The sequence below is a fragment of the Pseudarthrobacter sp. DSP2-3-2b1 genome (assembly GCF_049895945.1).
Lineage (GTDB): Bacteria > Actinomycetota > Actinomycetes > Actinomycetales > Micrococcaceae > Arthrobacter.
Genome location: NZ_JAFCTI010000016.1, coordinates 30,175 through 55,362, shown reverse-complemented (window position 1 = coordinate 55,362; position 25,188 = coordinate 30,175). Strand labels below are relative to the sequence as shown.

Genomic DNA, 25,188 nt, shown 5'->3' with positions numbered 1-25,188 from the left:
AAAGGCGCCGCTAAGCCAGACGCTTAACCTGGAATACTTTCAGGGTGGCCGCTGGCGGCGTCCCCGGCGAGCCGGCGTTCGGCGTCAGCCACCTGCTCCAGCACGGATTCCGCCCGGCGCCGTACTGACGCCGCTCCCACCGGAACAGGCCCGACGGCGAGCCGAAGCATGGCGGCGGCCTCTGCAGTGGTAGCGAGCGAGTTGCCGGCCTTGGACAGCGCCCGGTGGACACCGGCCAGCGGTCCGGGGATATCCAGTCCCTCGCTCGGCGAGCGTCTCTGGGCTTCGACGCAAACCGCGCGGACACGTTCGAGGAGTTCGGAAAGCTCGTTGGCTATGTCGACCAGTTCGGCGTAGAGCTGTTCGTCCTCGACCCCTTCAAGGACCTGGTGGTAGCGGTCAAGTCCCCGGTGGAACCGGTCGTGGGCGCGCCGCCAGAGGCCCTTGCCCAGCTCAGCATCGTCCTTGCGCCCTTGACGGGCGGCAGTGAAAAATCCCACGCGGGAGCCTAGAGGTACTGGCCGGGGCCGTGGTCCGGTTCGTCCGGCCGCACAGGTGATCCTGCTCCGGTCCGCGGCTGGCCGGCGGTGGCCCGCTGCGGCTCGCCGTTCTCCCCGATAATTACCCCGGGGGCTATGACTGTTCCTGGCGGAAGCTGCTTCATCTGCAGCTGGGCCACAGCCTGCTCCCGAGCGGCATGCTGGGCCGCAATGGCCGTCTGTATGCCGTGAAAGAGCCCCTCCAGCCAACCAACCAGCTGGGCCTGGGCGATCCGGAGCTCAGCGTCCGAAGGCGTGCCGTCCTCCGGAAAAGGCAGGCTGATCCGCTCCAGCTCTTCAACCAGCTCCGGCGCCAGCCCGTCCTCCAGCTCCTTGATGGAGCGCTCGTGGATTTCAGCCAGGCGCTCGCGAGCGGCCAGGTCCAGCGGAGCGGACTTAACCTCTTCGAGAAGCTGCCGGATCATGGTGCCGATCCGCATGACTTTCGCCGGCTCGTCCACCAGGTCCTGAACGCTGCTGCCCCTGGGCCTGCCGGCAGGCGCCGCATCTTGTGCTGGTCCGCCCCCAGCCGGCCGGCCATCCGGTGCCCCGCTGCCGAGGGCAGGGCCGCCAGGAGCCGGACGGCCAGGAGCGGGACTGCCGGCGGCAGGGGTAACCGGTCCCTCGCTGTCAAGGGTTTTGCCCTCAACGGGGACGTCGTCAAGCTGAGTGTCGTTCGGATCGCTCATGCGTTCATACTCTCACGAGCTGGCGGCGCGCAGCCCAGCCGCTGAAGTCCCGCCAGGTCATGAATCGCAACCCGGTCCATACCCTGCTGCCCGCGCACCCTTCCAGCCCTGCCGGGGCGCCCAGGGAAGCTCAGCAGCACCTGCCCTGCGGGTTGGAGTCCTCGCGGTCCGTCCGGTCCCGCCAGAACTCACGTTCTGTCAAAGGCGGCAGCCCATGCCCGGCCGCGCGGTGATGCTCCACATACTTGGTGTACGCGTCCGCTCCGAGGACACCGCCAAGGTAGCGGGCAAAACCCCGGAAGCCCGTTGTTACTGCGGCCAGGCTGGTATTCATCAGTGGTGGCCCGGCCTTTCGTACCGCAGTTCCGCAGGCAGCTTGTTCCATTCGTCCATCAGTTCCTTTTCCGCCGGCGTGGGGATGAGCCCTGCAGGTGCGAACACCCGCGAAGCGCGGGCCGCGTCCTCATGGTCGTCGTTTGCTATGCCCGCCCCATGGTTACGGAATGCCTTGGCGGTGGCGATGAGCGCCGTGGCGATAACAATGATGCTCAGGACCACGAAGATGACAGACAACCAACCCTGGATTGCAGTGTTGCGGACCACGGCCTCCATGGCAGCGACGGTCTTGGCCGTTCCAAACTCGGTTTTGCCGTCGGCCAGGGCTTTGGAGAAGGCCGCGTTGTTGGCGAAGTACCCCACGGCCGGGACCGGCGAGAAGATCTTCTGGAAACTGGCGGTGATGGTTACCACTGCCGCAAACGTCAGCGGAAGAGCCACAATCCAGAGGTACTTGAATGAGCCCCGCTTGGCCGCAATGGCCAGGCAGACCGAAAGCGCGATGGCCGCAAGCAACTGGTTGGCAATGCCGAACAGCGGGAACAGCGTGTTGATGCCGCCCAGCGGGTCCGTGACACCCATCAGCAGCACCGCGCCCCAGGCCCCCACCATGACCGCTGTGCAGAGCCAGGCACCCGGCCGCCAGGAGTGCTCCTTGAACTTGGGGATGAAGTTGCCGATTGAATCCTGCAGCATGAAGCGGGCTACACGCGTGCCGGCGTCGACAGCGGTGAGGATGAACAGTGCCTCGAACATGATGGCGAAGTGATACCAGAACGCCATCAGGGCCGTACCGCCGATAAACTGCTGCATGATGTGGGCAAGGCCCACGGCCAGGGTAGGCGCACCGCCGGTCCGGGAAACGATGCTCTCTTCGCCAACGTTCCTGGCCGTCTCCGTGAGGAGCTCGGGGCTGATGTTGACCCCCGCCAGGCCCAGGCTGTTCACCCAGGTTGCGGCGGTTTCCACCGTGCCGCCGGTCAGGGCAACCGGTGCGTTCATGGCAAAGTACAGGCCGCGGTCAATGGAGATGGCAGCGACCAGGGCCATGATGGCCACGAACGATTCCATCAGCATGCCGCCGTACCCGATGAGCCGGGTCTGGCGTTCCTTTTCGATCAGCTTCGGGGTGGTGCCTGAGGAGATCAGGGCGTGGAACCCGGACAAGGCCCCGCACGCGATGGTGACAAAGAGGAAGGGGAACAGCGCCCCAGGGAACACCGGCCCGTTCTCCCTGCTGGCGAACTCGCTGAAGGCGGGAACTGTGATTTCGGGGCGGACCACGATGATGGCCAGCGCCAGCATGACGATCACGCCGATTTTCATGAACGTGGAAAGGTAGTCCCGGGGTGCCAGCAGGAGCCAGACCGGCAGGATAGCGGCGATGAAGCCGTAAACGATCAGGCCCCAGGCGATGGTGACCTTGTCGAGGGTGAAGAACGCTGCGCCCCATTCGGTCTCGGCCACGATGCCGCCGCCGATGATGGCCGCCATCAGCAGCACGAAGCCGATCAATGAGACTTCCATGACCTTGCCCGGCCGGAGGAAGCGCAGGTAGATCCCCATAAAGAGGGCGATGGGAATGGTCATGCCCACGGAGAAGACGCCCCAGGGGCTCTCGCCCAGCGCATTCACGACGACGAGCGCAAGGATGGCGACGATGATCACCATGATCAGAAGGGTTGCGATCAGGGCGGCGGTGCCGCCGATGACGCCGAGTTCCTCGCGGGCCATCTGGCCCAGGGAGCGGCCGCCGCGGCGCATGGAGAAGAAGAGGACGAGGTAGTCCTGCACCGCTCCGGCCAGGACGACGCCGATGATGATCCAGATGGTGCCGGGCAAGTAGCCCATCTGGGCAGCAATGACGGGACCTACGAGGGGGCCGGCCCCGGCAATGGCGGCGAAGTGGTGGCCGAACAGGACGTTGCGGTCCGTGCGGACGTAGTCCTTGCCGTCGGCCTTGTATTCCGCAGGAGTGGCGCGGCGGTCATCGGGCTTGGTGATGTAGCGTTCGATCACCTTGGAGTAGAACCGGTAGCCGATCAGGTATGTACAGACTGATGCAAAGACGAACCAGATGGCGTTGACAGTCTCGCCCCTGATGATGGCCAGCATGAACCAGGCAACGCCACCGAGCAGCGCGATGGCTGCCCACAAGGCGATCTTGGCCGGTGTCCATTTCCTGTCTTCCGATTCGCTGACGGCGGCATCCACAGCCGTCGGCGGCAGCGCCGGATCAGCGGTCAAGGGACCGCCCCGTTGTTGCCCTGAACCTGCCGGTTCACTAGACCTGTTGGCCATGTCTCCTCCTCGAGAATTCCTGCTTGAGTCGTTTGCTCGGTTTGCTCAAAGGCACCCTACCAACGCAGCGCCAACGAGAGAACGGCTGCGGCATCGCGCCGTGTGTCCATGCGGTGAACGGCGGGCTGTGGGAGCCGAGCGCGCGGTTCAGGTCGACTGGTCACAATGACGCCGGCCCGCCGTACGCCCGGCTGTATGAAATGCTCAGTCCGCCGGACGCAGGAAAAGCCCCTGCGCGGTTGTTCCCGGGCAGGGGCCTTCTCAATGGCTGCACCGTCGCGGGGGCAGCAGGTGCACGTGCTGTGGCGGCACGCGCTGTGAATACTTGGGTGGCGCCTACGCGTGTGAGTAGGTGAGGCAGTCGGCGTTGTCAGCGCCGGGGCCAACATGGACTTCAGGTGCATTGCACATCAAATGGTCGTTATGGACGCACTCGGAGCGCTGGCACGCCCCGACGTCGGCCAGGACCTTCGGCAGGCCGCCGTGCGTACCGGTGTCGATGAAGGTGGCGCAACTGGCATGGTCTTCGCTGCCACCGACTGTGATGGCGTGGGCCGTACAGCCTTCATGGTCGTTGAACGAGCAACGGGTAACACTGCAGTCTGCAACATGAGATGTCATACGAGGTTCCTCCGTACTTCGGCTGCCCGGGCCGGACAGCGTCCTGTGTCCCACGCTAAGCCCGTTCAAGCCAATCAAAAAGACCCAAATATGTGCCCTAATTCGCGTAAGTGACGTATTTCAGGCCTCAACTCCCCGGCGGGACATCGGAAGCCGTGCCCTTGTGAAAATCCAAGCCAGGGCTGAACCGGTCAGCGGCACAGCAACCAGCAGCGCAAGGAGCTGCAGCCAGGGAATTGTTGGCCCGGCAAACATCCGGGTGGCGGACACGATCAGGGACGCTGGGACAACACCGGCGGCGAGCCCGAGCAGTGTGCCGAGCCCTGCCGTCATCAGTGCCTGGGCTCCGGCTAGGGACTTCCGCAGACGCGGTGCTGCACCTACGGCCGCCAACGTCATATGGTCGGTCCTGGCATCCGCGAGCGCCAGGCCTGTGGTGATGCCCGCCGCGCTCAAGGTGATCAGCGCGCTCAAGCCCACCAGCAGCCAGAGCAAGGCTGAATTGTCCGTGTCCGCCCCGCGTTCCACGTATAGGGTCATGCCGGGAACACCGTAGAACCGGGCGAGGGCCGCTGAGACCTTGTCCCCCTCCGCGTCCGTAGGAATCCCCCGCAGCTGCACCAGGAGCGCTGCCGGCTCAACCGTCAACCCCAGCCTGGCAGCAGACTCCGGTGAGATGACGCCGTAATACGGCACCGGAGCCACGGGAACTTCGACGGCGGCCCGCAGCCGCGTGCTGGTGACCACCTCGTAGCCTTCGAACCGTTGGCCCGTGGTGGGCTTGGGCTTGCGCATGTCGGTGGATTCAAGCGTGGTGTGCCCGTCCTGGACGTATACGGGATTACTGACTGCCATGCCCCCGTTTTCCAGCACATCCAGAGCCTCCTGGCCCGGTTCCCGGCCAAGGACAGCACGGAGCTCGTCCGCCCCGCCCACAATCAGCTGTGGGAGTTGGCCGGAAATTCCGGCAGGAAACATTGAGCCGCGGCAGCGCCAGTCTGATGCGTCCGCGATCCGCCCTTTCGGTGTTGCCGGGCACTCATGGCCTGCCGGGACGGCGAGCCCGTACTGCAGGCACCCGGCAGGGTCCCCGCCCGCCACCCATCCACCATCCTCTGTGGCCTGCAGATCACACCACCGGGTCACTACCGAGTACAGCGGCTGCGTCCATTCGACCGCTTCGAGGGACTGCCGCACCACTTCAGCCACGGCATCAGGGTCATGGAAGGCAGGGTCCGGGTTGGCTGCGCCCGGGGAATTACCGCCCTGGACAGAGGGCCCGGCCGCCACGGGGACACCGTCCAGGGTCAGGGGAAGGGTCGCCTGAAACTGGTGCGCGGACCAGTAGTGGGTTCTCTTGGCATCCTCGAACTGGCTCGCTGCCAGCACCATGACCGCGCTGGCCAATGTCGCCGCGGCGAGAACGGCCGCCACAGCCGGGACGGTGCGGGTCCGGTTCCTGGCCGAATCCCTGGCCGCCAACCGCAGGGGCAGGCTCAGCCTGCCGGTGTGGCCGGTGAGAAGCGAAACAAACCCGCCGGTTAGGAGCACAAGGGCCACCACCAGCAGGACGGTGCCGCCAATCAGCAGGCCTGCCACAACGGGAACCCGTTCCGTCAGCACATCAAGGTCATCGCCAACCAGGCCAAGCCAGCCGCCGGCCGCGAGCAGCAGCACGGCCAGGACCAGCAGCGCCGTACCAACACGGGCCGGCCCCTTCCCGGGGACCGAGGGAGCGCGTCCCGATTTGAGCGCACCGAGTGCCGCTTGCCGCGCCACCTGCCGGGCGGGCACCAAAGCGGCAAGCGCGCACGCTCCCAGCCCCATGGACATTGCAACCACCGTCACCTGAATGTCCGGGTGGAAGCCGGGGAAACGCACCGACCCCTGCAACCTGGTCCACAACACAACCCCGGCCCCGCCGGCCAGACCCAGGGCCGCGCCGCTCAGCACCCCGGCCGCGCCAAGCCACAGCCCACCGGCTGTCACCACGGCCCGGACGGTCGGAGCTTCGGCGCCGGAGGCTGCCAGGAGAGCAAGTTCGCGGACCTGCCGCTTGGCCCCCACGGCGAAGGCGGCCCCCGCGAGAAGGCCCACCTCAAGCAGGGCGAGTGCGCCAACCAGACCCAGGGTGAGGTACAGCGCCCAGTCTTCCCAGCCCCGGGGAGCGGCCGCATCACGGACCGGGGGCGGGTCCAGCAGTACGCTGCGCGAGAGCACCGAGACGCCTTGCTTGTTCAGTTCGAGAATCTGCTGCCAGGTAACGGGCGCATCGCCCACGAGGTAGTAGAGGGTCTCGCGTTCTCCGGTACCGGCTTCTGCCTGGCCTGGCTTGAGGAAGAGGATGGCGTTGTTGTCCGAGAGAGTGGCATCGCGCAAGGTGCCCACCGCTGTAAAGGTACCCGCCGACGTCGTCATCCCCTCCCCCAGTTGCAGGCCAAGGCGCTTCAGGAGTCCCGGCGAAACCAGGACTTCCTGGGGCGCTGCAGGGGCGCGGCCCTGCAGCAGCGTGTACTTCCCGGCGAACGCGGGATTGAGGGCGTCCACTGCTTTGCCGATCAGGCGGACCTCTGCCTCACCGGATTCGCCCGTGACGGCCACGGGAGCTTCGGTCAGCACCCCGTAACCGGGAGGGATGACGTCCCGCGGATCCACCGGGACGTAGCCGGGGTCCGCCTGCCAGCCGCCCCCGAAGGAGGTATCGTTCAGCGGCTCCTGGACCATTTGGCTATTGGGTGCGGGGATCGGGCGGAACCGTGCCTGGGTGCTGCCCAGTTCGTACCGGACCTGTTCCGCTGCCGTCTCCTGCGTGCTCTGGATCAGGGTGGCCGCGCCCGTCATTCCGCCGACCGGCAGCATGATCAGCAGGATGATGAGCAGTGAGCGGCCCTTGTGGCGGCTGATATCGCGCCGCGCCATCCGGAGGGCCACCCGGTAGGACTGCCGGCGGCCGCCGGGTACGGGATCGAGGCGGAGTGCCACCTCAGTAGCCGGCCTGGGCCAGGAGGATGGCGGGATCGTGCATGGCAGCCGCCTGGTCTACGATCCGGCCGTCCCGGAGGAACACCACCCTGTCCGCCCACGCCGCGTGCCGGGCCTCATGCGTCACCAGCATCACGGCCGCGCCGGCGTCAGCCCTGGCCCTCAGCACCTCCATAACACCTTGGCCGGTGGTGGAATCGAGCGCGCCGGTGGGTTCATCGGCGAGGATCAGCCTGCGCTCGCCGACGATGGCGCGGGCAATGGCAACCCGCTGCTGCTGGCCACCGGACATCTGGTCCATGAACCGTTCCGCGAGTTCGGGAATCCCTACCTGCCGCAGCGCGTCCAGCGCCTGGCGATGCGCCTTCCGGGTGGCAGTGCCGTCCAGTTCCAGGGGCAGGGCCACGTTTTCGGCGGCGGTGAGTGTGGGCACCAGGTTGAAGTCCTGGAAAACATACCCGACGGCGCGGCGTCGCAGCCGGGCGAGCTCGTTCAGTCCCAGCCCCGAAAGGGGCGTTGATTCCACAAAGACAGTTCCCGACGTCGGGCTGTCCAGTCCCCCGGCCAGTGCCAGGAGGGAGGACTTACCGGAGCCGGATGGCCCCATCACCGCGACGAACTCGCCGGCGGCGATGGTGAGGTCCACGCCGCGCAGTGCTGCGACCGCCGTCGCCCCGTCACCGAAATTCCTGGAGACGTTGGCGAGCTCCAGGACCTGCTGCGGTCCCTGGACGCTCACCGGCGGTTATCCGCGATGAGCGGGGCAGCCTCTTCCACAGTGACCCCGTTGGACGGTTTACGTGCTGCAGCCTTGCCCGCTGTCTGCGCCTGCTGGATCATCCGCGCTTCGCAAAGATCCAGCCATCGGACCTCTGCTTCAGTCTGGAAGATCAACGAGTCCAGCACCAAAAGCCAGGCCGTATCAGCCGACTTGGCACTGGCCGCGGTGTCCCGGCGGGCCTTGGTGTAGTCCTGCAGCGCCCGGATGGAGGCCACGCGCTGGGCCTGGATGATGGCCTGCACGTCCACCCCGGGCAGCGTCACAGCGAGCGCCAGCTTGATGGCGAGCTCATTCCGCGGCGGGTTGTTGCGCTCCACGGGCGCGGTAAACCAGCCCTGTACGTCTTTTTTTCCCGCGGCGGTGATGCTGTAGATGACATGGCCTTCACCATCACTGCCATCGTTGCTGACCAGACCGTCGCGCTCCAGCCGGTCCAGGGTGGTGTAGACCTGGCCGATGTTCAGGGGCCAGGTTGACCCGGTGCGGTTCTCAAACTCGACCCTGAGCTGGTAGCCGTAACGCGGCTGGTCCTGCAGCAGAGCGAGGAGGCTGTGGCGGATGGACATGATGCTCCTTGCGACGGCGTCAGCGTGCGGTATGCACGGACCCCAAGACCCGTGCATACCGCGTATGGACTCAGGCTAACGCAAGCCTGCCCGCGGCACAATACTCAGTATTTACCCCGCTTTGGTGCACCTACATGACGAGCAGGATCTTCCCCACGTGGTCACCGGAATCGAAGTACTTATGGGCACCCTGAACTTGGGCCAACGGAAAAGTCTTCGCCACCAGGGGCCGGATCCGGCCGTCGGAGATCAGCGGCCACACGGACTCCCGGACGGCGTTCATGATGGCGCCCTTCTCCTCCACGGGCCGGGGCCTCAGAGCCGTTGCCACAACGGCAGCACGCTTCTTCAGGAGCAGGCCCAGGTCCAGTTCGCCCTTGGCCCCGCCCTGCAGTCCGATGACCACGAGCCGGCCGTAATCGGCGAGCGCATCAACATTCTGCGCCAGGTACTTGGCCCCCACCACGTCCAGGATGACGTCGGCGCCCTTGCCACCGTTCTGCCGCCGCAAACTTTCGGGGAAGTCTTCCTCTTTGTAGTGGATGGCTATGTCAGCCCCCAGGAAAGCCTTGGCCGTACCGACTTTCTCGTCCGTTCCCGCCGTGGTGGCAACCCTGGCACCGAAGGCCTTGGCGAGCTGGATGGCCATGGTGCCGATTCCGCCGGTGGCGCCGTGGATCAGGACGGTTTCGCCCGCCTGCAGCTGCGCGGTCATGATCAGGTTCGAATACACGGTGGCCGCCACTTCCGGCAGGGCCGCGGCAGTGACCACGTCAACGCCGTCGGGAATCCGCAGCACCTGCTCCGCCGGCACGGCAACCTTTTCGGCGTAGCCTCCCCCGGCGAGCAGCGCCACCACTTTGTCTCCGATGGAGAACGCCTTGGTGACCCCGGGGCCAAACCCGGCGATCCGGCCCGACACTTCAAGCCCCGGAACCTCGGAGGCACCGGGCGGCGGCGGATAGAAGCCCCGGCGCTGCTGGACGTCGGCCCTGTTCAAACCTGCCGCGACAACGTCGATCAGTACCTCGCCCTGCCCGGGGACCGGCGCGTCCACCTCACGGACCTCCAGCACCTCCGGACCGCCAGGCTCTGTTATGTAGACGGCTTTCATCCCGAACTCCCGTTTCTAGCTGATGAGTGCACCAAACCAGTGTGCACCGCACGCACGCCGGACCGGCGTTTTGTTGCAGCCAACTGCCTATGAAACACTACTCGTTAGGGAAGGTTGTCCGAGCGGCCGAAGGAGCTAGTCTTGAAAACTAGTGTGCGGTAACCCCGTACCAAGAGTTCGAATCTCTTACCTTCCGCGAAAGGAACCCCGGTTCGCCAGCAATGCTGGCCAGCCGGGGTTCTTTAGTTTTAACTCTCTCCCCCCACAGCCCACCCGGAACCGGCCAGGGTCCTCCCAACGTTGTTGACAAGACCCGGCCGGTTCATGCGTTATGCTCCGACCTCATAAACCTACCCTGCGGTAACCTCGCGTTCACCCAGTACTGCTTGGCTCTCCAATGGACATGTCTGGCCGGATGAAATGACCGGCTGATTTGCCGGTGAAAATCGCTCCGGCTTAGAAAAGCGCCCCGTGACCCGGGGCCCACAGTGAAAGTTAGAGCGGATGAATCACTCCACCTTGAGGGCGGCGCTCGGCACCGTGCTGGCAGCAGGGCTCGTTGCAGCCCCGCTGGCAACCGGCCCCGCGTTCGCCGTCGATGCAGCACCTGCTGCCGCGGGCACCTCGCCCGTCATCATCAACGAGGCCTACCTCAGCGGCGGCAGCAGTGGCGCGGCGTACAAGAACAAGTTCGTTGAGCTGTACAACAGCTCCGATTCCCCGGTCTCCCTGGCGGGCTGGTCGCTCCAGTACCGTTCTGCCAGCGGTACAACGGCGCCTACCGTGGCGCCGCTGACGGGCTCCATTCCCGCGAAGGGGTACTACCTCGTCCAGGGCAGCAGCAACGGCACGAACGGGGCGGACCTTCCCGCTGCGGACGTGGTGGCTACGAACCTGAATTTCCAGGGTCAGAACGGCACCATCGTGCTGGCGAAGCAGGCAACAGCCGTCACCCTCGCCACCGGTTCGGTTATTGAACCGGCCGGAGTGGCCGACCTTCTGGGCTATGGCACCTCCGTCACCTTTGAGACGCTGGCCGCGAAGGGCACTACTTCAAACTCCGACGTCAAGAGCTTGAACCGCAGCAACTTCGTAGACACCAACAACAACCTCAATGACGTCACGCTGAGCGCCAGCATCACCCCGACGGCGGCCGGCGGAAGTGTCGTCCCTGACCCCGACCCGACACCGGACCCGGATCCCACCCCGGACCCGACTCCCGCTCCCGTTGCGAAGACGATTAGCGAAATCCAGGGCACCGGCACCGCGAGTCCACTGGTTGATACATCGGTCACCACCCGCGGCAAAGTCACCGCGGCGTTCCCCACCGGCGGATTCGCGGGTTACTACATCCAGACCCCGGGAACCGGCGGGGACCTCACCCCGGCCGGCCACACGGCGTCGGACGCGATCTTTGTCTACTCGGCCGCCACGGCCGGTTCCGTCCAGATCGGCGACTACGTTGAAGTCACAGGTGCCGTCAGCGAGTACCACGGCATGACCCAGGTAACGGTCGCCGCCGCTGCGGGCCTGAAGAAGCTCACCGATCCAGCCCCTGAAGTGAAGGCCACCAACTTCACCCTGCCGGCCGCCGAGACCTTCCGCGAGTCCCTTGAAGGCATGCTCCTGGCACCCCAGGGGCCGGTCACCGTGACCGATAACTACACCCTGAACCAGTACGGCGAAATCGGGCTCTCCGGCGGAACCACCACCCTGGTTCAGCCCACCGCCGTCGCGCGTTACGGCACGGCTGAATTCCAGGCAGCCGTGGCGGACAACGCCGCCCGCGGGATCAAGCTGGACGACGGCGCCACCATGAACTTCCTGAACAGCTCGAACAAGGGCCAGGCGCTTCCGTACCTGACTGTCGCTGACCCCGTCCGCGTCGGTTCGCCGGTAACGTTCAAGACCAACGTGGTCCTCAGCTACACCAACGATGCCTGGAAGTTCCAGCCGCTGACCCACCTCACGGATGCCAACAGGGCAACTGTCCAGCCGGCGGACTTCGGCGCCACCCGCACCGAGGCGCCCGCCGCAGTGGGCGGCAACCTGAAGATCGCGTCCTTCAACGTGCTGAACTACTTCCCCACCACAGGCGACGCCCTCACCGGCTGCACCTACTACACGGACCGCGCCGGTAACCCCATCACGGTCCGCGGCGGTTGTGACGCCCGTGGCGCTGCGAACGCGGAGAACTTCGAACGCCAGCAGGCCAAGATCGTCGCCGCCATCACCAAAACCGACGCCGATGTTGTGTCCCTGATGGAAATCGAAAACTCCGCCAAGTTCGGCAAGGACCGCGACGACGCCCTGGTCAAACTGGTGGACGCGCTCAACATCGCCACCCCAGGGATCTGGGACTACGTCCGCACTCCTGCCAACGCTCCCCCGCTGACTGACGAGGACATGATCCGCACCGCCTTCATCTTCAAAAAGGCCGTGGCCGAACCCGTGGGTGAATCCATCATCCTCAACGACACTGCGGCTTTCGCCAGCGCGCGCAAGCCCCTGGCGCAGGTCTTCAAGCCTGTGGGCGCTGGACTCGACAAGAAGTTCATCGCCATCGCCAACCACTTCAAGTCCAAGGGATCGCCTCCTCCGGCAGACCCGACGGACACCGACAAGGGCCAGGGCGCATCCAACATCGCCCGCACCGCCCAGGCCGCGTCGCTGCGGGACTTTGCCGCGAGCCTGCAGGCGGAGAAGGAAACCGACAAGGTCTTCCTGATCGGCGATTTCAACTCCTACGCCAAGGAAGATCCGATGAACGTGCTGGCTGAGGCCGGTTACGTCAACCAGGACGAGAAGGCAAAGAACGCGGACGGCTCCGCCAAGCATTCATACCTCTTCGGTGGCATGGTGGGCTCGCTGGATCACATCCTCGCTTCCCCGGCAGCCAACGCCGTGGTCACTGGTGCGGACATCTGGAACATCAACTCAGTCGAGTCTGTGGCCCTGGAGTACAGCCGTTACAACAACAACATCACCAACTACTACGTCCCGGATCAGTTCCGCGCCAGCGACCACGATCCGGTTGTGGTGGGGCTGGACCTCCCGGCGGGACCTGCAACCCCCGCTAGCGTTGAGCTGAACTTCCTGGGCATCAACGATTTCCACGGCCGGATCGACGCCAACACCGTCCTCTTTGCAGGAACCATCGAGCAACTGCGCGCCGCTGCCGCCCCGGGGGCCACTGCCTTGCTGTCCGCAGGTGACAACATCGGAGCCTCGTTATTTGCTTCGGCAGTTGCCAAGGACCAGCCCACCATCGACGTCCTGAACGCCCTTGAACTTCAGGCGTCAGCGGTGGGCAACCACGAGTTCGACGGCGGTTGGGCGGACCTGCGGGACCGCGTCATCGCCGGCGGCACGAACGCCACGTTCCCGTACCTCGGCGCCAATGTGTACAGGAAGGGCACCACCGAACCGGTGCTGCCGGAATACACCGTCCTGGAGATGGACGGGATCAAGGTTGCCGTCATCGGCACCGTCACCGAGGAAGTTCCCTCGCTTGTCACTCCGGCAGGCATTGCCGACCTTGAATTCGGTGACCCCGTGGACGCCATCAACCGCGTAGCTGCGAAAATCACGGCGGAAAACCTCGCCGATGTGATCATCGTGGAAAACCACGACGGCGCCGGATCCGGTACGCCGGATGGCGCCACCCTGGCGGAGGAAGTGGCAGCCGGCGGCCCGTTCGCCAAACTGGTCACCGAAACCTCCGCTGACGTGGACGCCATCTTCACCGGCCACACGCACAAGGAATACGTCTGGGACGCTCCTGTCCCGGGCACGGAGGGCAAGACCCGCCCGATCGTCCAGACCGGAAACTACGGCGAGAACATCGGCCAGATCCGTCTGACTGTGGACACCGCCACCAAGGACGTCACCGCCTACACGGCGGGCAACGTCAAGCGCACCGCGGCAGCAGCCGCGGATCTGGTGGCTGCTTACCCACGGGTGGCTGTGGTTGATGCGATCGTGAAGAAGGCACTGGCCGAGGCCGCCGTGATCGGCGACCAGCCGATCGGCGCGGGAACGGAGGACATCACCACCGCGTTCTCGGCTGACCCCGCCGGCGGGGCGGCCAAGCGTGACGACCGTGCCAGCGAATCCACGCTGGGCAACCTCGTGGCCGACTCCCTGCTCGCTTCGCTCCAGCCGGCGGAACTGGGCGGCGCGGAAATCGGCGTGGTCAACGCCGGCGGCCTCCGCAACGAGCTGTACTACGCACCGGACGGCACAGTCACCTACGCCGAAGCCAACGCGGTCCTGCCGTTCGTGAACAACCTGTGGACCACGTCCCTCACCGGTGCACAGTTCAAGACGCTCCTGGAGCAGCAGTGGCAGACCAACGCTGACGGTTCGGTGGCCAGCCGCGCCTACCTGCAGCTGGGCCTGTCTGAGAACGTCAACTACACCTACGACGCAACCCGCGCCGCCGGTGACCGCATCACCTCCATCCGGGTGGACGGTGCGCTCATCGATCCGGCCAAGGCATACCGGATCGGCACGTTCAGCTTCCTGGCCACGGGCGGCGACAACTTCCGGATCTTCACGGAGGGTGCTGACACCAAGGATTCCGGCCTGGTGGACCGGGACGCCTGGATCAAGTACCTGCAGGCGAACAGCCCGGTATCGCCGGACTTTGCCCGGCGCTCCGTTGCCGTGGTGAACAACACTGCGGCCGAGGTCAAGAGCGGTGACGCCATCAGTTTGACGGTGTCCAAGCTGGATCTGACCTCGCTGGGCAGCCCGGTCAACACCGCACTGTCCGCGGTGTTCACCGATGCCGCAGGCACGGTGACCCAGCTCGGCAGCACCCCCGTGACCGCCGGCGCGGCCACTGTGAATGTGCAGGTTCCGGCAGGCGCGGCAGCCGGCACGGGCACCCTGGTGCTCACCGCCGTCGGGTCCGGCACCGTGGTCAAGACGGACGTGAAGGTCGCTGCCAGCGTCCCCGTCCCGCCCGTCTGCACCGCCCCGGTCAAGCCGCAGCGCCCTGCGGACCTGGTGGGCCAGACGAACTATGGCACCGCGATGTCCGCCTACCGTAAGTGCCTGAAGGGATAGTCCCCCACGCACCAAGACCAATGCGGGGTCACTCGCGCCGATTCCCTTCGGAATTGGCGCGAGTGACCCCGCGTTGCTTTAAGTGAGGCGGATCAAGCTGGCTGCGGTACCCGATCCGCGGTCTGGGCCGGGGCCTTGGCTGCGACGAAGGAGTTGGCCGGCCGGGAGAGCCCGTAGTGCTCGCGGAGGGTCCGCCCGGTGTACTCCCGCCGGAACAGGCCGCGGTCCTGCAGGATGGGCACCACCTGGTCCACGAAGATGTCCAGGCCGGACGGCAGGACCGGCGGCATGATGTTGAACCCGTCCGCGGCGCCGGACTGGAACCAGTGCGCGAGTGCGTCCGCCACCTGCTCAGGGGTCCCGGCGAAGGTGCGGTGCCCGCGGCCGCCGCCGAGCCGGCCGATGAGCTGCCGGACGGTCAGCTGCTCCTTTCGGGCAAGGTTCACGATCAGGGTGTAGCGGCTCTTGGAGCCCTCGATCTCATCCTCTGACGGAAGATCGGCCGGCAGCTGGCCGTCCAGTTTCAGGGATTCAGGGGGGACCCTCAGCTGGCCCGCCAGTTGGCGGACCGCGTGCTCGGGCAGGATCAGCTCGTCCAGTTCCCGCTCCAGCCGAAGTGCCTCTGCCTCGGTGGCGCCGATGACCGGAACGATGCCCGGCAGGATCTTGATGGACTGCGGGTCCCGGCCGGCCGCCGTCGTCCGCCGTTTCAGGTCGGCATAGAAGTCCTGCGCATCCACTAAGGTCTGGTGCGCGGTGAAGACGGCCTCCGCGTACACGGCCGCGAAGTCTTTGCCGTCCACCGAGGAGCCCGCCTGGACAATCACGGGGTGCCCCTGCACCGATCGGGGGACGTCCAGGGCGCCCTCCACCTGGAAATGCTGCCCTTCATGGTTGATCGGGTGCACCCGGTCAGTGTCCGCCCACACTCCCGCAGCCCTATCCCCCACCAGTGCGGTGTCCTCCCAGCTATCCCAGAGTTTCCGGGCAACATCGAGGAACTCCGCCGCCCGCTGGTACCGCTGGGAGTGGGCGGGCTGGCCGGCCAGGGAGAAATTCCTGGCGGCCGCGTCACCCGCGGTGGTCACCACGTTCCAGCCGGCCCGGCCGCCGCTGATGTGGTCCACCGAGGCAAAGCGGCGGGCCAGGTTGTACGGCTCGTTGTACGTGGTGGAGGCTGTGGCAATGAGCCCGATCCGCCCGGTGACGGCCGCGATGGCGGCGAGCAGCACGGTGGGTTCGAGGCTCGTGTAGGGCCTCTGGGCCACGTTCCCGTGCAGCACCGGCGAGTCTGCGAAGAAGATCGAGTCCAGCTTGCCGCGCTCGGCGGTCTGCGCCAGCCGTTGGAAATGCGCCACGTCCGTGCCGGCAAAACTGCTGCTCTCCGGCAGCCGCCACGACGCCTCGTGGTGGCCCGTGCTCATCAGGAACGCGTTCAGGTGCAGCTGCCGTGCGCCGTTCTCCGGCGCGCTCACTGGTTCACTCCGGCTGCTGCAAAAGCGGGGGCCTGGGAAGGTTCCGGTACGACGACGGTCTCGGAGTAGGCGGACGAGTCACCCTTGATGGAGGTGCTGTTGCGGCCGTCGACGCCGCGTGGAATGTCGCCGGCGATGGTCACGCGGTTAAGCTGGCGGGGCTGGCCATCGTAGTTGTCCGGTGCGTAGTGCTGGGTGATGCGGTTGTCGAAAAGCACCAGCTGGTCCGGCTCCCAGTTCACGCGGACCACGTTCTCGGGGCGGGTGATGTAGGCCTGCAGGAGGCGCAGGATGTCCTTGGACTCGGTGTTGGACAGCCCCACGATGCGCAGCCGCTGGGCGAACCCGCCGATGAACAGGCCCCGCTCCCCCGTCAGCGGGTGGACGCGGACTACAGGGTGGGCGGATTCGAAGTGGATCCTGGTGAATTCCTTGCGGCGTTCGTCCGCGTTGGCGTGTTCCAGGTTCTTGGGGACGGAGTAGTCGTAGTCGTTGGTGTGGATGGCCCAGAGGGTGTCGGCGAAGTTCCGCAGTTCCTCGGGCAGGTCCAGGTAAGCGCCGGCCGAGGAAGCAATCAGGGTTTCGCCGCCGTAGCCCGGCAGGGTGATGCTGCGCAGGGTAGAGGCCTGCGGCGGGTTCACCACGAACGTGACGTCGGTGTGCCAGTTGTTCGCGCTCCCGTTCTCGCTGTCCACGGGCAGGACCGCGGGTTTGCCGTCCACCGATGCCACGGTGGGGTGCGCCTTGGTGAGCGGGCCGAAGTGGCTGGCGAAACGGACCTGGTCCTCGTCCGTCCGGACGTTAGCTTGGCGGAAAACGAGGGCTTTGTGGGTGTTCAGGGCGGCACGGATCTGGGCCACGGTTTCCGCGGTCAGGTCACCGCTGAGGTCCAGGCCGCGGACTTCCGCGCCGATGCGGGCGCTGAGCTTGGTGAACTGGAGCTTGGTTTCGGTAATGACGGTCATGGGATTTCCTTTGCAGTTCAGGAGGGATTTAGGAGGTGGAGCCGACGGCGGTGCGCCAGCGGGAGAAGTGCCGTTCGAGCGCCACGAGCAGGGCGTTGACGGCCAACCCCAGCACGGAGACGGTCAGGATGCCCGCGTACATGTCCGGGATAAGGAAGCTCATCTGCGAATTGACGATCAGGTAGCCCAGCCCGGCCTTGGCGCCGACCATTTCGGCGGCGATAAGTACCAAAATGGACGATGTGCCGGCCATCCGGATCCCCGTGAAGATGGTGGGAACCGCTGACGGCAGGATCACCTTTTGGAAAAGCCTGAAGCTGTTGAGCCCTAAGGATTTTGCGGCCCGGATCAGCAGCGGGTCCACGGTCCGGACACCGGCGATGGTGTTGAGCAGGACCGGGAAGAACGCGGCATAGGCGACGATGGTGATCTTGGATTCCTCGCCGATCCCCAGGAGCAGGGTGAACACCGGCAGCAGGGCCAGGGTGGCAGTGTTGCGGAAGAGCTCCAGCAGCGGGTTCAGGAACGAATTCAGCCAGCCGTACCAGGCGATCAGCAGCCCCAGCACCACGGCGGAGACCACGGCGATCCCGAAGCCGGATACCGAGCGGGTCAGGCTGGCCTGCAGATGGCTCTGCAGCTGCCCGTCCTCCACGAGCTTGGCGCCGGCTGCCAGCACTTCGTGCAGCGGCGGGAGAAAAACCCGGGTGGCGGGCGTGGCAAGGTACTGCGGACCAAACTCCCACAGCGCCAGGAACAGGATGACGGCCAAGGATTTCCAGCCGGCCCGCCCGGCGAGGTGGGCAGCGGCACGCAGCCCGGCCGCCGGCGTCGGGCGTTGTCCGCTTTCGGTGCCGGGTCCTCCGGCCTGCCCGCCTACGGACTGTCCGTCTCCGGACTGCAGGGAAGGGTCGACGGCGGCAGCCGCCTCTGATGGTCGGGTCAACACAGTGCTCATCAGGCGGCACTCCTTTCGAGGGGCTGTTCATCGGGGGCGGTGCCGTCCGGGAGGATCTTCCGGTGGCCGGAGTCCTGGGCGAGGCGGACTTCGTCGTGCAGCAGGGACCAGACCTGGTGGCGGTGTTCGACGAAGGCGGGGTGGGAGCGGATGTCCGCCTCGCCGCCACGGTCGGGGATGTTGATGTCCACGATTTCCTTCAGTTTTCCCGGCCGGGCGCTCAGCACCGCCACGCGCTGGCCAAGGTAGACCGCTTCGTCGATCCCGTGGGTGATGAAGACGATGGTCTTGCCGGTCGCCTTCCAGATCCGCAGAAGCTCGTCCTGGAGCTGTTCGCGCGTCTGGGCGTCCAGCGCCGCGAAGGGCTCGTCCATCAGGAGTACGTCCGGCTCATAGGCGAGGCTTCTGGCGATAGCCACGCGCTGCTTCATACCGCCGGACAGTTCATGCGGGTACCGGTCCTCGAAGCCGGCCAGGCCCACAAGGTCCAGGAACTCGCTGGCCTTCGCCGCCCTTTCCTTCCTCGACAAGCCGGTGTTCTCCAGACCGATCGAGACGTTGGCCGAGGCTGTGCGCCACGGGAACAGCGCGTATTGCTGGAAAACCACGGCCCGGTCCTGGCCCGGTCCGGTGACTTCCTTGCCGTCCACCAGGACCTTCCCGGATGTGGGACGGGAAAGCCCGGCCAGCAGGTCCAGGAGGGTGGTCTTGCCGGAGCCGCTGGGGCCCACCAGAGTGAGGAACTCACCGGCGGCGACGTCCAGGCTGAGGTCATCGATGGCAGTGAGGACTGAGGGTTCGCCTTGGCGGCGGATGCCTGAGCCCTTGCCCGGCCTGACTGCGAACTCCTTGGTGACGTTTCGGAGACTGATTTTGGGTGTCATGTCCTATCCTTTCGAGGTTGCAGCAGGCGCCGGGGTATCGAGCAGGTTGAACTCATTGGTGTAGAGCTTGGTGGTGTCAAGGCCGCCGGTGATGATCCCCGCAGATTTCAGGTAGTCGGACCAGCGGGTGAAGTCGGTGTCCTGGATCCGCCCGCCGGGTGATGCCACCCCTACGCTCTTCCAGTACTTCAGCGCTTCGGTGCTCTCGTTCCGGCCGCGCTTGGCGATGATTTCCTCGAACTTGGCGATCACCTGCTCCCGTGGGGTGGTGCGCTCCCACTCGATGGCTTTCGCGACGCCGGTGACCAGGGTGCGGCTGGTTTCGGGGTTTTTCGCCAGGAAGTCGTTCCGGAGGACGTACTGGCCGGCATCGAAGGGACCGCCGATGACGCCGACGTCGGTGAACAGGGCGCGCACGCCGCCCTCGGCGAGCGCACGGTCCTGGAGCACACCGCCAAGCGTCCCGACGTCGACCTGCTTCTTGCGCAGGGCCACCTCAGTTTCGTTCGGCGGCACCACCACGAGCTGGACCTGCTTGATTTCCTCCGGCGTGAGTCCGCTGTTCTTCAGGTGGGTATTGATGACCGCTTCGTGGTGGGCACCCAGGGTATTCACTGCGATCTTCTTGCCGATCAGGTCCCGGGCGGTTTTGATGGGGCTGCCTTCCTCGACGTAGTAGCCGGTGAAGGTGTCCCTGTCCTCGCCGTAGTAGTTGATGACGGCTTTCACCGGTGCGCCGGCCTCTATCAGCTTGATCACGGCGCCGGTGAATGCTCCGCCGATGTCCGTCTGATCCGTGGCAACCGACTGGATGCTCTGCGGGCCGCTGGTGGTGTTGCTGACCCACTCGAGTTTGACGTCACCGAGGTAGCCGAGGTCCTCCGCCACTTCCACCAGCGCAACGGTGTTGGGCGAACCCTGGTACCGGACGGTTTTCACTTCAGAGCCGCCGGCACCCTGTGCCCCTCCTGACTGTGCCGTTGCTGCGCCGCCACAACCCGCCAGCACCAGGGACACGGCGATGGCTGACACGGCGGCAGCGGCCATACGCCGTCCCAGGCCTCGGCTGGGGCCGGCGGTGGTTGTTGTTGCTGCGGGCTTGGTTCGGTAGTTCATGGGGATTCTTTCTGCGCTTGGTGGGTGGAACCCGTTGATGCGGCTCCGGGCCGGCTGGCTCGTGGCAACCACTAGAACAGAGAAAAATCCGGGGAAGAAGGGTGGCGTTCACACGAAGAAACCGCGGGTCACAGGCGTCTACAGCGCGTCTTAACCGGCAATCCGGGACTCATGGGTCAACGCGGCGTCATCCACCACAACAGTGCGCAACGTGGCGTAGGGGAGCAGGGCGCGGGACGTCATGGAAGGCAACGCAATGACGCGGCCGCTCAACATGGGGACGTCGGAACCACAAACAGCTACGCCTCACGACGCAGCATGTTTCTGCTGCGGACGCGGTGAGCGGTGTTCCGGAGGCAAATATTTCTTCCCGAAGCCGCGGATTATTGCAACGCTGTGTACTGCCTCACCACAGCGTTGGATTCAGGGGGCCGTTCAGTTGCCGACGATGGCCCGGGCGATTTCGTCGGCGTCGCGCAGTGTCCGCTGGCCGCTGGGGTAGGTAGGACCGCCCGGCTGGATGGCTTCCGCGGCGATGGCTGTTCCCCACTGGGAGGCAGAAAGCTGCAGGCCCAACACGTACAGACCGTCCGGGACTGCGCCGTTGGACGCCACCGGCCGGTACGGGTGCGGGGCAACGTCAAGACCTGTGGACTGCACCGGGGCACCTTCGGCCGTCATCATCAGCCGCGGGCGCACCATTCCGTCCGCGAGCAGCTGTTCCAGGAGCGGCGAGTCATTGGCGGACACCCGGTTGGCGGGCGCAAGTGCCTCCACCATCGTCGTCGCGGTGACCGGCGGACCTCCCACCCACGGTGAAACGGCAGTAAAACGTCCGGTCCTCCGGTCAACGCCGAACCGCGGATCGGGCCCCACGAAGCTGACCACCCCGGCCCGGGCCAGGGCGGACAACTGCTCGGAACGGAGGGCCGGCGGCCCGCTGGCAAGTCCCTCCACAAACGACTCGAACCAGCCACGGAGACCGGCGACCCACGACGCATCGGTGATGCCGCCGTCGGCCACTGCTGTCTTGAGCACCGCCCGCCCGTGATGCAGTGCACCGATGGCCATCTTCACCGGGTCCTGCTCCCCCAGCGCTGAACGGCGGGCGTCATCAACGAGATAATCCACCACGGCGGCGTCCAGTTCAGCCCGCGACGCGAAAGACCGGCCGGCCAGCGGGGAGGCCAGGCCCAGCAGGTCCAGGCGGTGCCGCGGCCCGATATGCACTGCCAGGACGCTCTCCACCGCGGCCTCCCAACTGGCGGCACTGTGAGCGTGGGGGCGCAGGGCCTCATCCAACGCAGCCAGGAACACGGCCGGGTCCGGGACTACGCCCTTCTGCGAGCGCACCAGGGTGGAGTAGTAGGCCCAGAGCGTGTCGCGGTGCAGCAGCGGCCAGAGATCGTGATCGAAGCCCGGAGTGATCCCGGTTGCCGCGAACCGCGCCAGCGCCGCGTCTGTCAGGTACCGCAGGGTGACCGACGACGGGTAGTAACCGCCCAGCGCGGCCTTGGCCCGGTAGGGGGTGCCGCGGCGGGAGGCGGCACTGATCAACGGCTCCTGACCGGAGGGCTGGTACTCGAGCCTGCCACCGGCGTCGATGAATTTCCCGCCCCGGCCCTCGGTGAGCTGCCCCATAACGTCGAAGAAGTTCAGCCCCATCCCCCGCACCAGAACAGGTTCCGCGGCAGGGATGGCGGACCAGTCGACGTCGGCAGGGACGGCGGGCGGGAAATACTTCAGGCCCAGCTGCTTCGCTGACGACTGCAGCTCGCGCTGCTCCGGGTTGAGCCGGGAACTCAGGTGCCCCAGGGCGAGGACCACGGAATCGACGGTCAGCGAGCCGCCGCCGGCGAGTCCGACGTCGAACGTTCCGGCGACTGCTGTTGCGCCGCCGGGGCCGGCCTCCTCCGCGGATGTTCCACCGCCGGTTACGGTTGGGCGCACCCACACGGCTTCCGTCTCATGGAAGCTGACGGTGACGCCGTCGGGGAGCTTTGCCATGAGCTCCTCGAGCGTGCAGCGCAGGTAGCGGCCGTAGAGCGCGCGGCTGGGAAAGTCGCGGGATCCCAGCGCGGCCAGTTCCGACCGTTCATCCGGCGTGAGGGAGGGTAGCGGACCGGTTTGTTGGCGGGCGCGCCAGCGGTCGAACGTGGTGCCGGCGAGGGGCTTGGCCAGCCCGGGGTCCTCAGGGATGACCGTGGGATAGAAGGACTGGGTGTTCATGAGATACAGCCGGGACTGGTCAGGCTGCCACACATGTCCGGGACCCGCCGGGTAGGGATCAATCACGTCAATGTGGAGTCCGGAGCCGGGGCGGGCAGCGGCGTTGGCGAGCAGGCGTTCCAGGACACTGGTACCCCGGGGGCCGGCGCCGATGATGGCTGTCCGGATGCTCTGCGATTTACCCACGGCATCCAGAGTATCGGCCCATGCCCGTTGTGTTTGACTTGCACGCTGCGCTCAGATGTTGTTTGGATGGGGCGCATGACCACCACAGCAGCTGATCAAGCGCCCGGTTCTTCCTCCCCCAATGCCTCTTCGAATGCCTCCAGCGGCGGGGCCGCCCCTGAACCCACCGACGAGAACGTCTGGCTCGAGGAAATCTACGGCGAGGCGCAGCTTGACTGGGTCCGGGAGCAGAACGCCCGCACCGAGGACCTTCTGGAGGACGCTGACTACGCCGGCCTGGAAGGAAGCATTTTGGAGGTGCTGGACTCAACGGACCGGATCGCCATGGTGGGCAAACGCGGCGATTTCTACTACAACTTCTGGAAGGACCAGGCGAACCCCAAGGGTTTGTGGCGCCGCACCACCTGGGAGAGCTACGTAACGGACTCCCCCGAATGGGACGTCCTCCTGGACGTGGACGCACTCGCCGCCGCGGAAGGTGAGGAGTGGGTTTTCCACGGAGCCACCTTCCTTCGCCCTGCCGCTGGGGAGCCGTACAAACTGGCGCTGCTGGCGCTTTCCCCCGACGGCGGCGATGCCAACCGCTACCGGGAGTTCGACGTCGGAAGCCGCACCTTTGTTGACCCCGCAGCCGGCGGCTTTGACCTCCCGACGGCGAAGGGGAACGTCTCGTGGCTGGATGCGGACACGCTGCTGGTTGCCTCCACCGCCGGGGACCTGCCCAAGACGGCGTCCTCCTACGCCCGGACCGCCGTCACGCTGCGGCGCGGCGAAGCGCTGTCCGCCGCTGCCCGGCTTTTTGAGGTGGCTGAGGACCACATGATGGCCCTGGCCGCGCACGACTCCACGCCCGGTTTCGAGCGCACTTTCGCGGTGGACTACATCGACTTCTTCAACCGCCGCACGTTTGTGCAGGCTGACGGCGTTCTGGTGGAGATCGATGCCCCTACGGATGTGAACCTCAGCGCCCACCGGGAGTGGCTGCTGTTCCGGCCGCAGCGCGACTGGGTTCTGGACGGCACCACCTACCCTGCAGGTTCGCTGCTCGCGGCCAAATTCGAGGACTACGTTGCAGGGACGCGGGAAATCTCGGTGCTGTTCACCCCGGATGCCCACACCTCGCTGCAGTCGTGGAGCTGGACCAGGAATTTCCTGCTGCTGAATCTTCTGCGCGACGTCTCGTCCGAGATCCGGGTGCTGGACCCCTCCAGGCCGGGCCTGGCGGCGGGCGGTGCTGCCTGGGCTTCCTCCCTGCTGGACGCCTGCCCGCCGCTGCACGACGTCAACGCCTACGCAGTGGACGACGAGGATGAGGGACCGGCCGACGGCGGTGCGGGCGACGATTTCTGGCTGGTCGCCACTGGTTTCACCACCCCCAGCACGCTGATGCGCGGAACCCTGGTGAGGGACGGCGCCGGGACGGGCGGCGTGGTGAGCAGCCATACGGCAGTCAAGGCGTCGCCGTCGTTCTTTGATGATGCCAGCTACGAGGTGCAGCAGCACTTCGCTGTTTCGGCAGACGGCACCCGGGTCCCCTACTTTCAGGTTGCCTCGCGGGAGCTTGTCCTGGACGGGCAGAACCCCACGCAGCTCTCCGGTTATGGCGGCTTTGAGATTTCCAGGACCCCTGCCTACAGCGGGACCGTGGGCAGGGCGTGGCTGGAGCGCCGGACCACCGCCCCTGGTGGGCCGGGCGAGGCAGCTCATTCCCGCGGCGGGGTCTATGTGGTGGCCAACATCCGCGGTGGCGGCGAGTACGGACCGTCGTGGCACCGGGCAGCCCTGAAGGAGAACCGGCACCGCGCTTTCGAGGACTTCGCGGCAGTGGCGCAGGACCTGATCTCGCGCGGGGTCACGTCACGGGAACGGCTTGGCTGCGTGGGCGGCTCCAACGGCGGGCTGCTGGTGGGCAACATGCTCACCCGCTACCCGGAACTCTTTGGTGCGGTCTCGTGCGGAGTGCCGCTGCTGGACATGAGGCGTTACACCAAGCTCTCCGCCGGCCACTCCTGGATCGCCGAATATGGCGACCCGGATGTGGCTGAGGAATGGGAGTACATTAAAACGTTCTCGCCCTACCACCTGCTCAAGGACGGGGTGGAGTACCCGGAGACGTTCATCTGGACGGCCACGTCCGATGACAGGGTGGGACCGGTCCAGGCCCGCAAAATGGCTGCGCGGATGGAGGCCATGGGCATCCCCAATGTCTGGTTCCACGAGGCGCTGGAGGGTGGCCACGCCGGTGCCTCCGACAACCGGCAGGCGGCGGCACTCCAGGCACGCAGCCAGCACTTCCTGTGGCGGACGTTGGCTGGCGGGGGCGCCTGACGCGGCCCCAGTTCGGCGCGAACAGCGGCCTGAGTCGCCGCTCCC

General features: G+C 66.1%; 17 protein-coding genes and 1 tRNA gene. 3 read left to right on the top strand and 15 right to left on the bottom strand.

What is annotated here, in order from left to right:
• Window positions 1-23: 23 nt before the first annotated feature.
• From ACP7AX_RS17150 to ACP7AX_RS17110, 9 genes are all read right to left on the bottom strand, one after another.
• Window positions 24-500, bottom strand: a complete 477-nt coding sequence (locus tag ACP7AX_RS17150) for a hypothetical protein (RefSeq protein WP_131684986.1) — start codon at window positions 498-500, stop codon at window positions 24-26.
• 8 nt (window positions 501-508) lie between these two features.
• Window positions 509-1,228: a proteasome activator gene (locus tag ACP7AX_RS17145; protein WP_131684985.1), complete on the bottom strand. Its 720-nt coding sequence runs from the start codon at window positions 1,226-1,228 to the stop codon at window positions 509-511.
• Window positions 1,229-1,358: 130 nt separating this feature from the next.
• Window positions 1,359-1,562, bottom strand: coding sequence for a CstA-like transporter-associated (seleno)protein (locus ACP7AX_RS17140; protein ID WP_131684984.1), 204 nt, complete (start codon window positions 1,560-1,562; stop codon window positions 1,359-1,361).
• Complete coding sequence (locus ACP7AX_RS17135; protein WP_426228125.1) at window positions 1,562-3,865, bottom strand: carbon starvation CstA family protein; 2,304 nt, start codon at window positions 3,863-3,865, stop codon at window positions 1,562-1,564. Before ACP7AX_RS17135 ends, ACP7AX_RS17140 begins: the two co-directional genes overlap by 1 nt.
• Window positions 3,866-4,201: 336 nt before the next feature.
• A complete protein-coding gene (locus ACP7AX_RS17130) occupies window positions 4,202-4,486 on the bottom strand; it encodes a DUF1540 domain-containing protein (RefSeq protein ID WP_426228123.1) in 285 nt (94 codons plus the stop codon).
• Between the two features lie 120 nt (window positions 4,487-4,606).
• Complete coding sequence (locus ACP7AX_RS17125; protein ID WP_426228121.1) at window positions 4,607-7,468, bottom strand: hypothetical protein; 2,862 nt, start codon at window positions 7,466-7,468, stop codon at window positions 4,607-4,609.
• A 1-nt stretch (window position 7,469) separates the two neighbouring features.
• Window positions 7,470-8,207 (bottom strand): ABC transporter ATP-binding protein, encoded by a 738-nt coding sequence (locus ACP7AX_RS17120; protein WP_426228119.1) that lies wholly within the window; start codon window positions 8,205-8,207, stop codon window positions 7,470-7,472.
• Window positions 8,204-8,815: a helix-turn-helix transcriptional regulator gene (locus ACP7AX_RS17115; protein ID WP_131684980.1), complete on the bottom strand. Its 612-nt coding sequence runs from the start codon at window positions 8,813-8,815 to the stop codon at window positions 8,204-8,206. The genes ACP7AX_RS17120 and ACP7AX_RS17115 overlap by 4 nt, the downstream gene beginning before the upstream one ends.
• A 130-nt stretch (window positions 8,816-8,945) precedes the next feature.
• Window positions 8,946-9,929 carry an NAD(P)H-quinone oxidoreductase gene (locus ACP7AX_RS17110; protein ID WP_426228117.1) on the bottom strand — a complete coding sequence of 328 codons (984 nt, stop codon included), beginning with the start codon at window positions 9,927-9,929 and terminating at the stop codon, window positions 8,946-8,948.
• Between the two features lie 108 nt (window positions 9,930-10,037).
• On the opposite strand from ACP7AX_RS17110, the gene ACP7AX_RS17105 reads away from it, so the two are divergent.
• Together ACP7AX_RS17105 and ACP7AX_RS17100 are read left to right on the top strand one after the other, a co-directional pair.
• A tRNA-Ser gene (locus ACP7AX_RS17105) sits at window positions 10,038-10,125 on the top strand.
• A 308-nt stretch (window positions 10,126-10,433) separates the two neighbouring features.
• Complete coding sequence (locus ACP7AX_RS17100; protein WP_426228115.1) at window positions 10,434-15,002, top strand: ExeM/NucH family extracellular endonuclease; 4,569 nt, start codon at window positions 10,434-10,436, stop codon at window positions 15,000-15,002.
• Window positions 15,003-15,094: 92 nt separating this feature from the next.
• On the opposite strand, the gene ACP7AX_RS17095 is transcribed toward ACP7AX_RS17100, so the two are convergent.
• From ACP7AX_RS17095 to ACP7AX_RS17070, 6 genes are all read right to left on the bottom strand, one after another.
• Window positions 15,095-16,477 carry an LLM class flavin-dependent oxidoreductase gene (locus ACP7AX_RS17095; RefSeq protein WP_426228113.1) on the bottom strand — a complete coding sequence of 461 codons (1,383 nt, stop codon included), beginning with the start codon at window positions 16,475-16,477 and terminating at the stop codon, window positions 15,095-15,097.
• On the bottom strand, window positions 16,474-17,442 hold the full coding sequence (locus ACP7AX_RS17090; protein ID WP_131684976.1) for a TauD/TfdA family dioxygenase: 969 nt from the start codon (window positions 17,440-17,442) through the stop codon (window positions 16,474-16,476). Before ACP7AX_RS17090 ends, ACP7AX_RS17095 begins: the two co-directional genes overlap by 4 nt.
• A gap of 28 nt (window positions 17,443-17,470) precedes the next feature.
• Window positions 17,471-18,400 (bottom strand): ABC transporter permease, encoded by a 930-nt coding sequence (locus tag ACP7AX_RS17085; RefSeq protein WP_426228110.1) that lies wholly within the window; start codon window positions 18,398-18,400, stop codon window positions 17,471-17,473.
• Entirely contained in the window at window positions 18,400-19,284 is an 885-nt protein-coding gene (locus tag ACP7AX_RS17080) for an ABC transporter ATP-binding protein (protein WP_426228108.1), read from the bottom strand. The genes ACP7AX_RS17085 and ACP7AX_RS17080 overlap by 1 nt, the downstream gene beginning before the upstream one ends.
• 3 nt (window positions 19,285-19,287) lie before the next feature.
• A complete protein-coding gene (locus tag ACP7AX_RS17075; RefSeq protein WP_426228106.1) occupies window positions 19,288-20,400 on the bottom strand; it encodes an ABC transporter substrate-binding protein in 1,113 nt (370 codons plus the stop codon).
• A gap of 435 nt (window positions 20,401-20,835) precedes the next feature.
• Window positions 20,836-22,815: an FAD/NAD(P)-binding protein gene (locus ACP7AX_RS17070; RefSeq protein WP_426228104.1), complete on the bottom strand. Its 1,980-nt coding sequence runs from the start codon at window positions 22,813-22,815 to the stop codon at window positions 20,836-20,838.
• A 75-nt stretch (window positions 22,816-22,890) separates the two neighbouring features.
• Here ACP7AX_RS17070 and ACP7AX_RS17065 point away from each other — a divergent pair, with 75 nt between their 5' ends.
• Complete coding sequence (locus ACP7AX_RS17065; protein WP_426228102.1) at window positions 22,891-25,143, top strand: prolyl oligopeptidase family serine peptidase; 2,253 nt, start codon at window positions 22,891-22,893, stop codon at window positions 25,141-25,143.
• The last annotated feature ends 45 nt before the right edge of the window (window positions 25,144-25,188 follow it).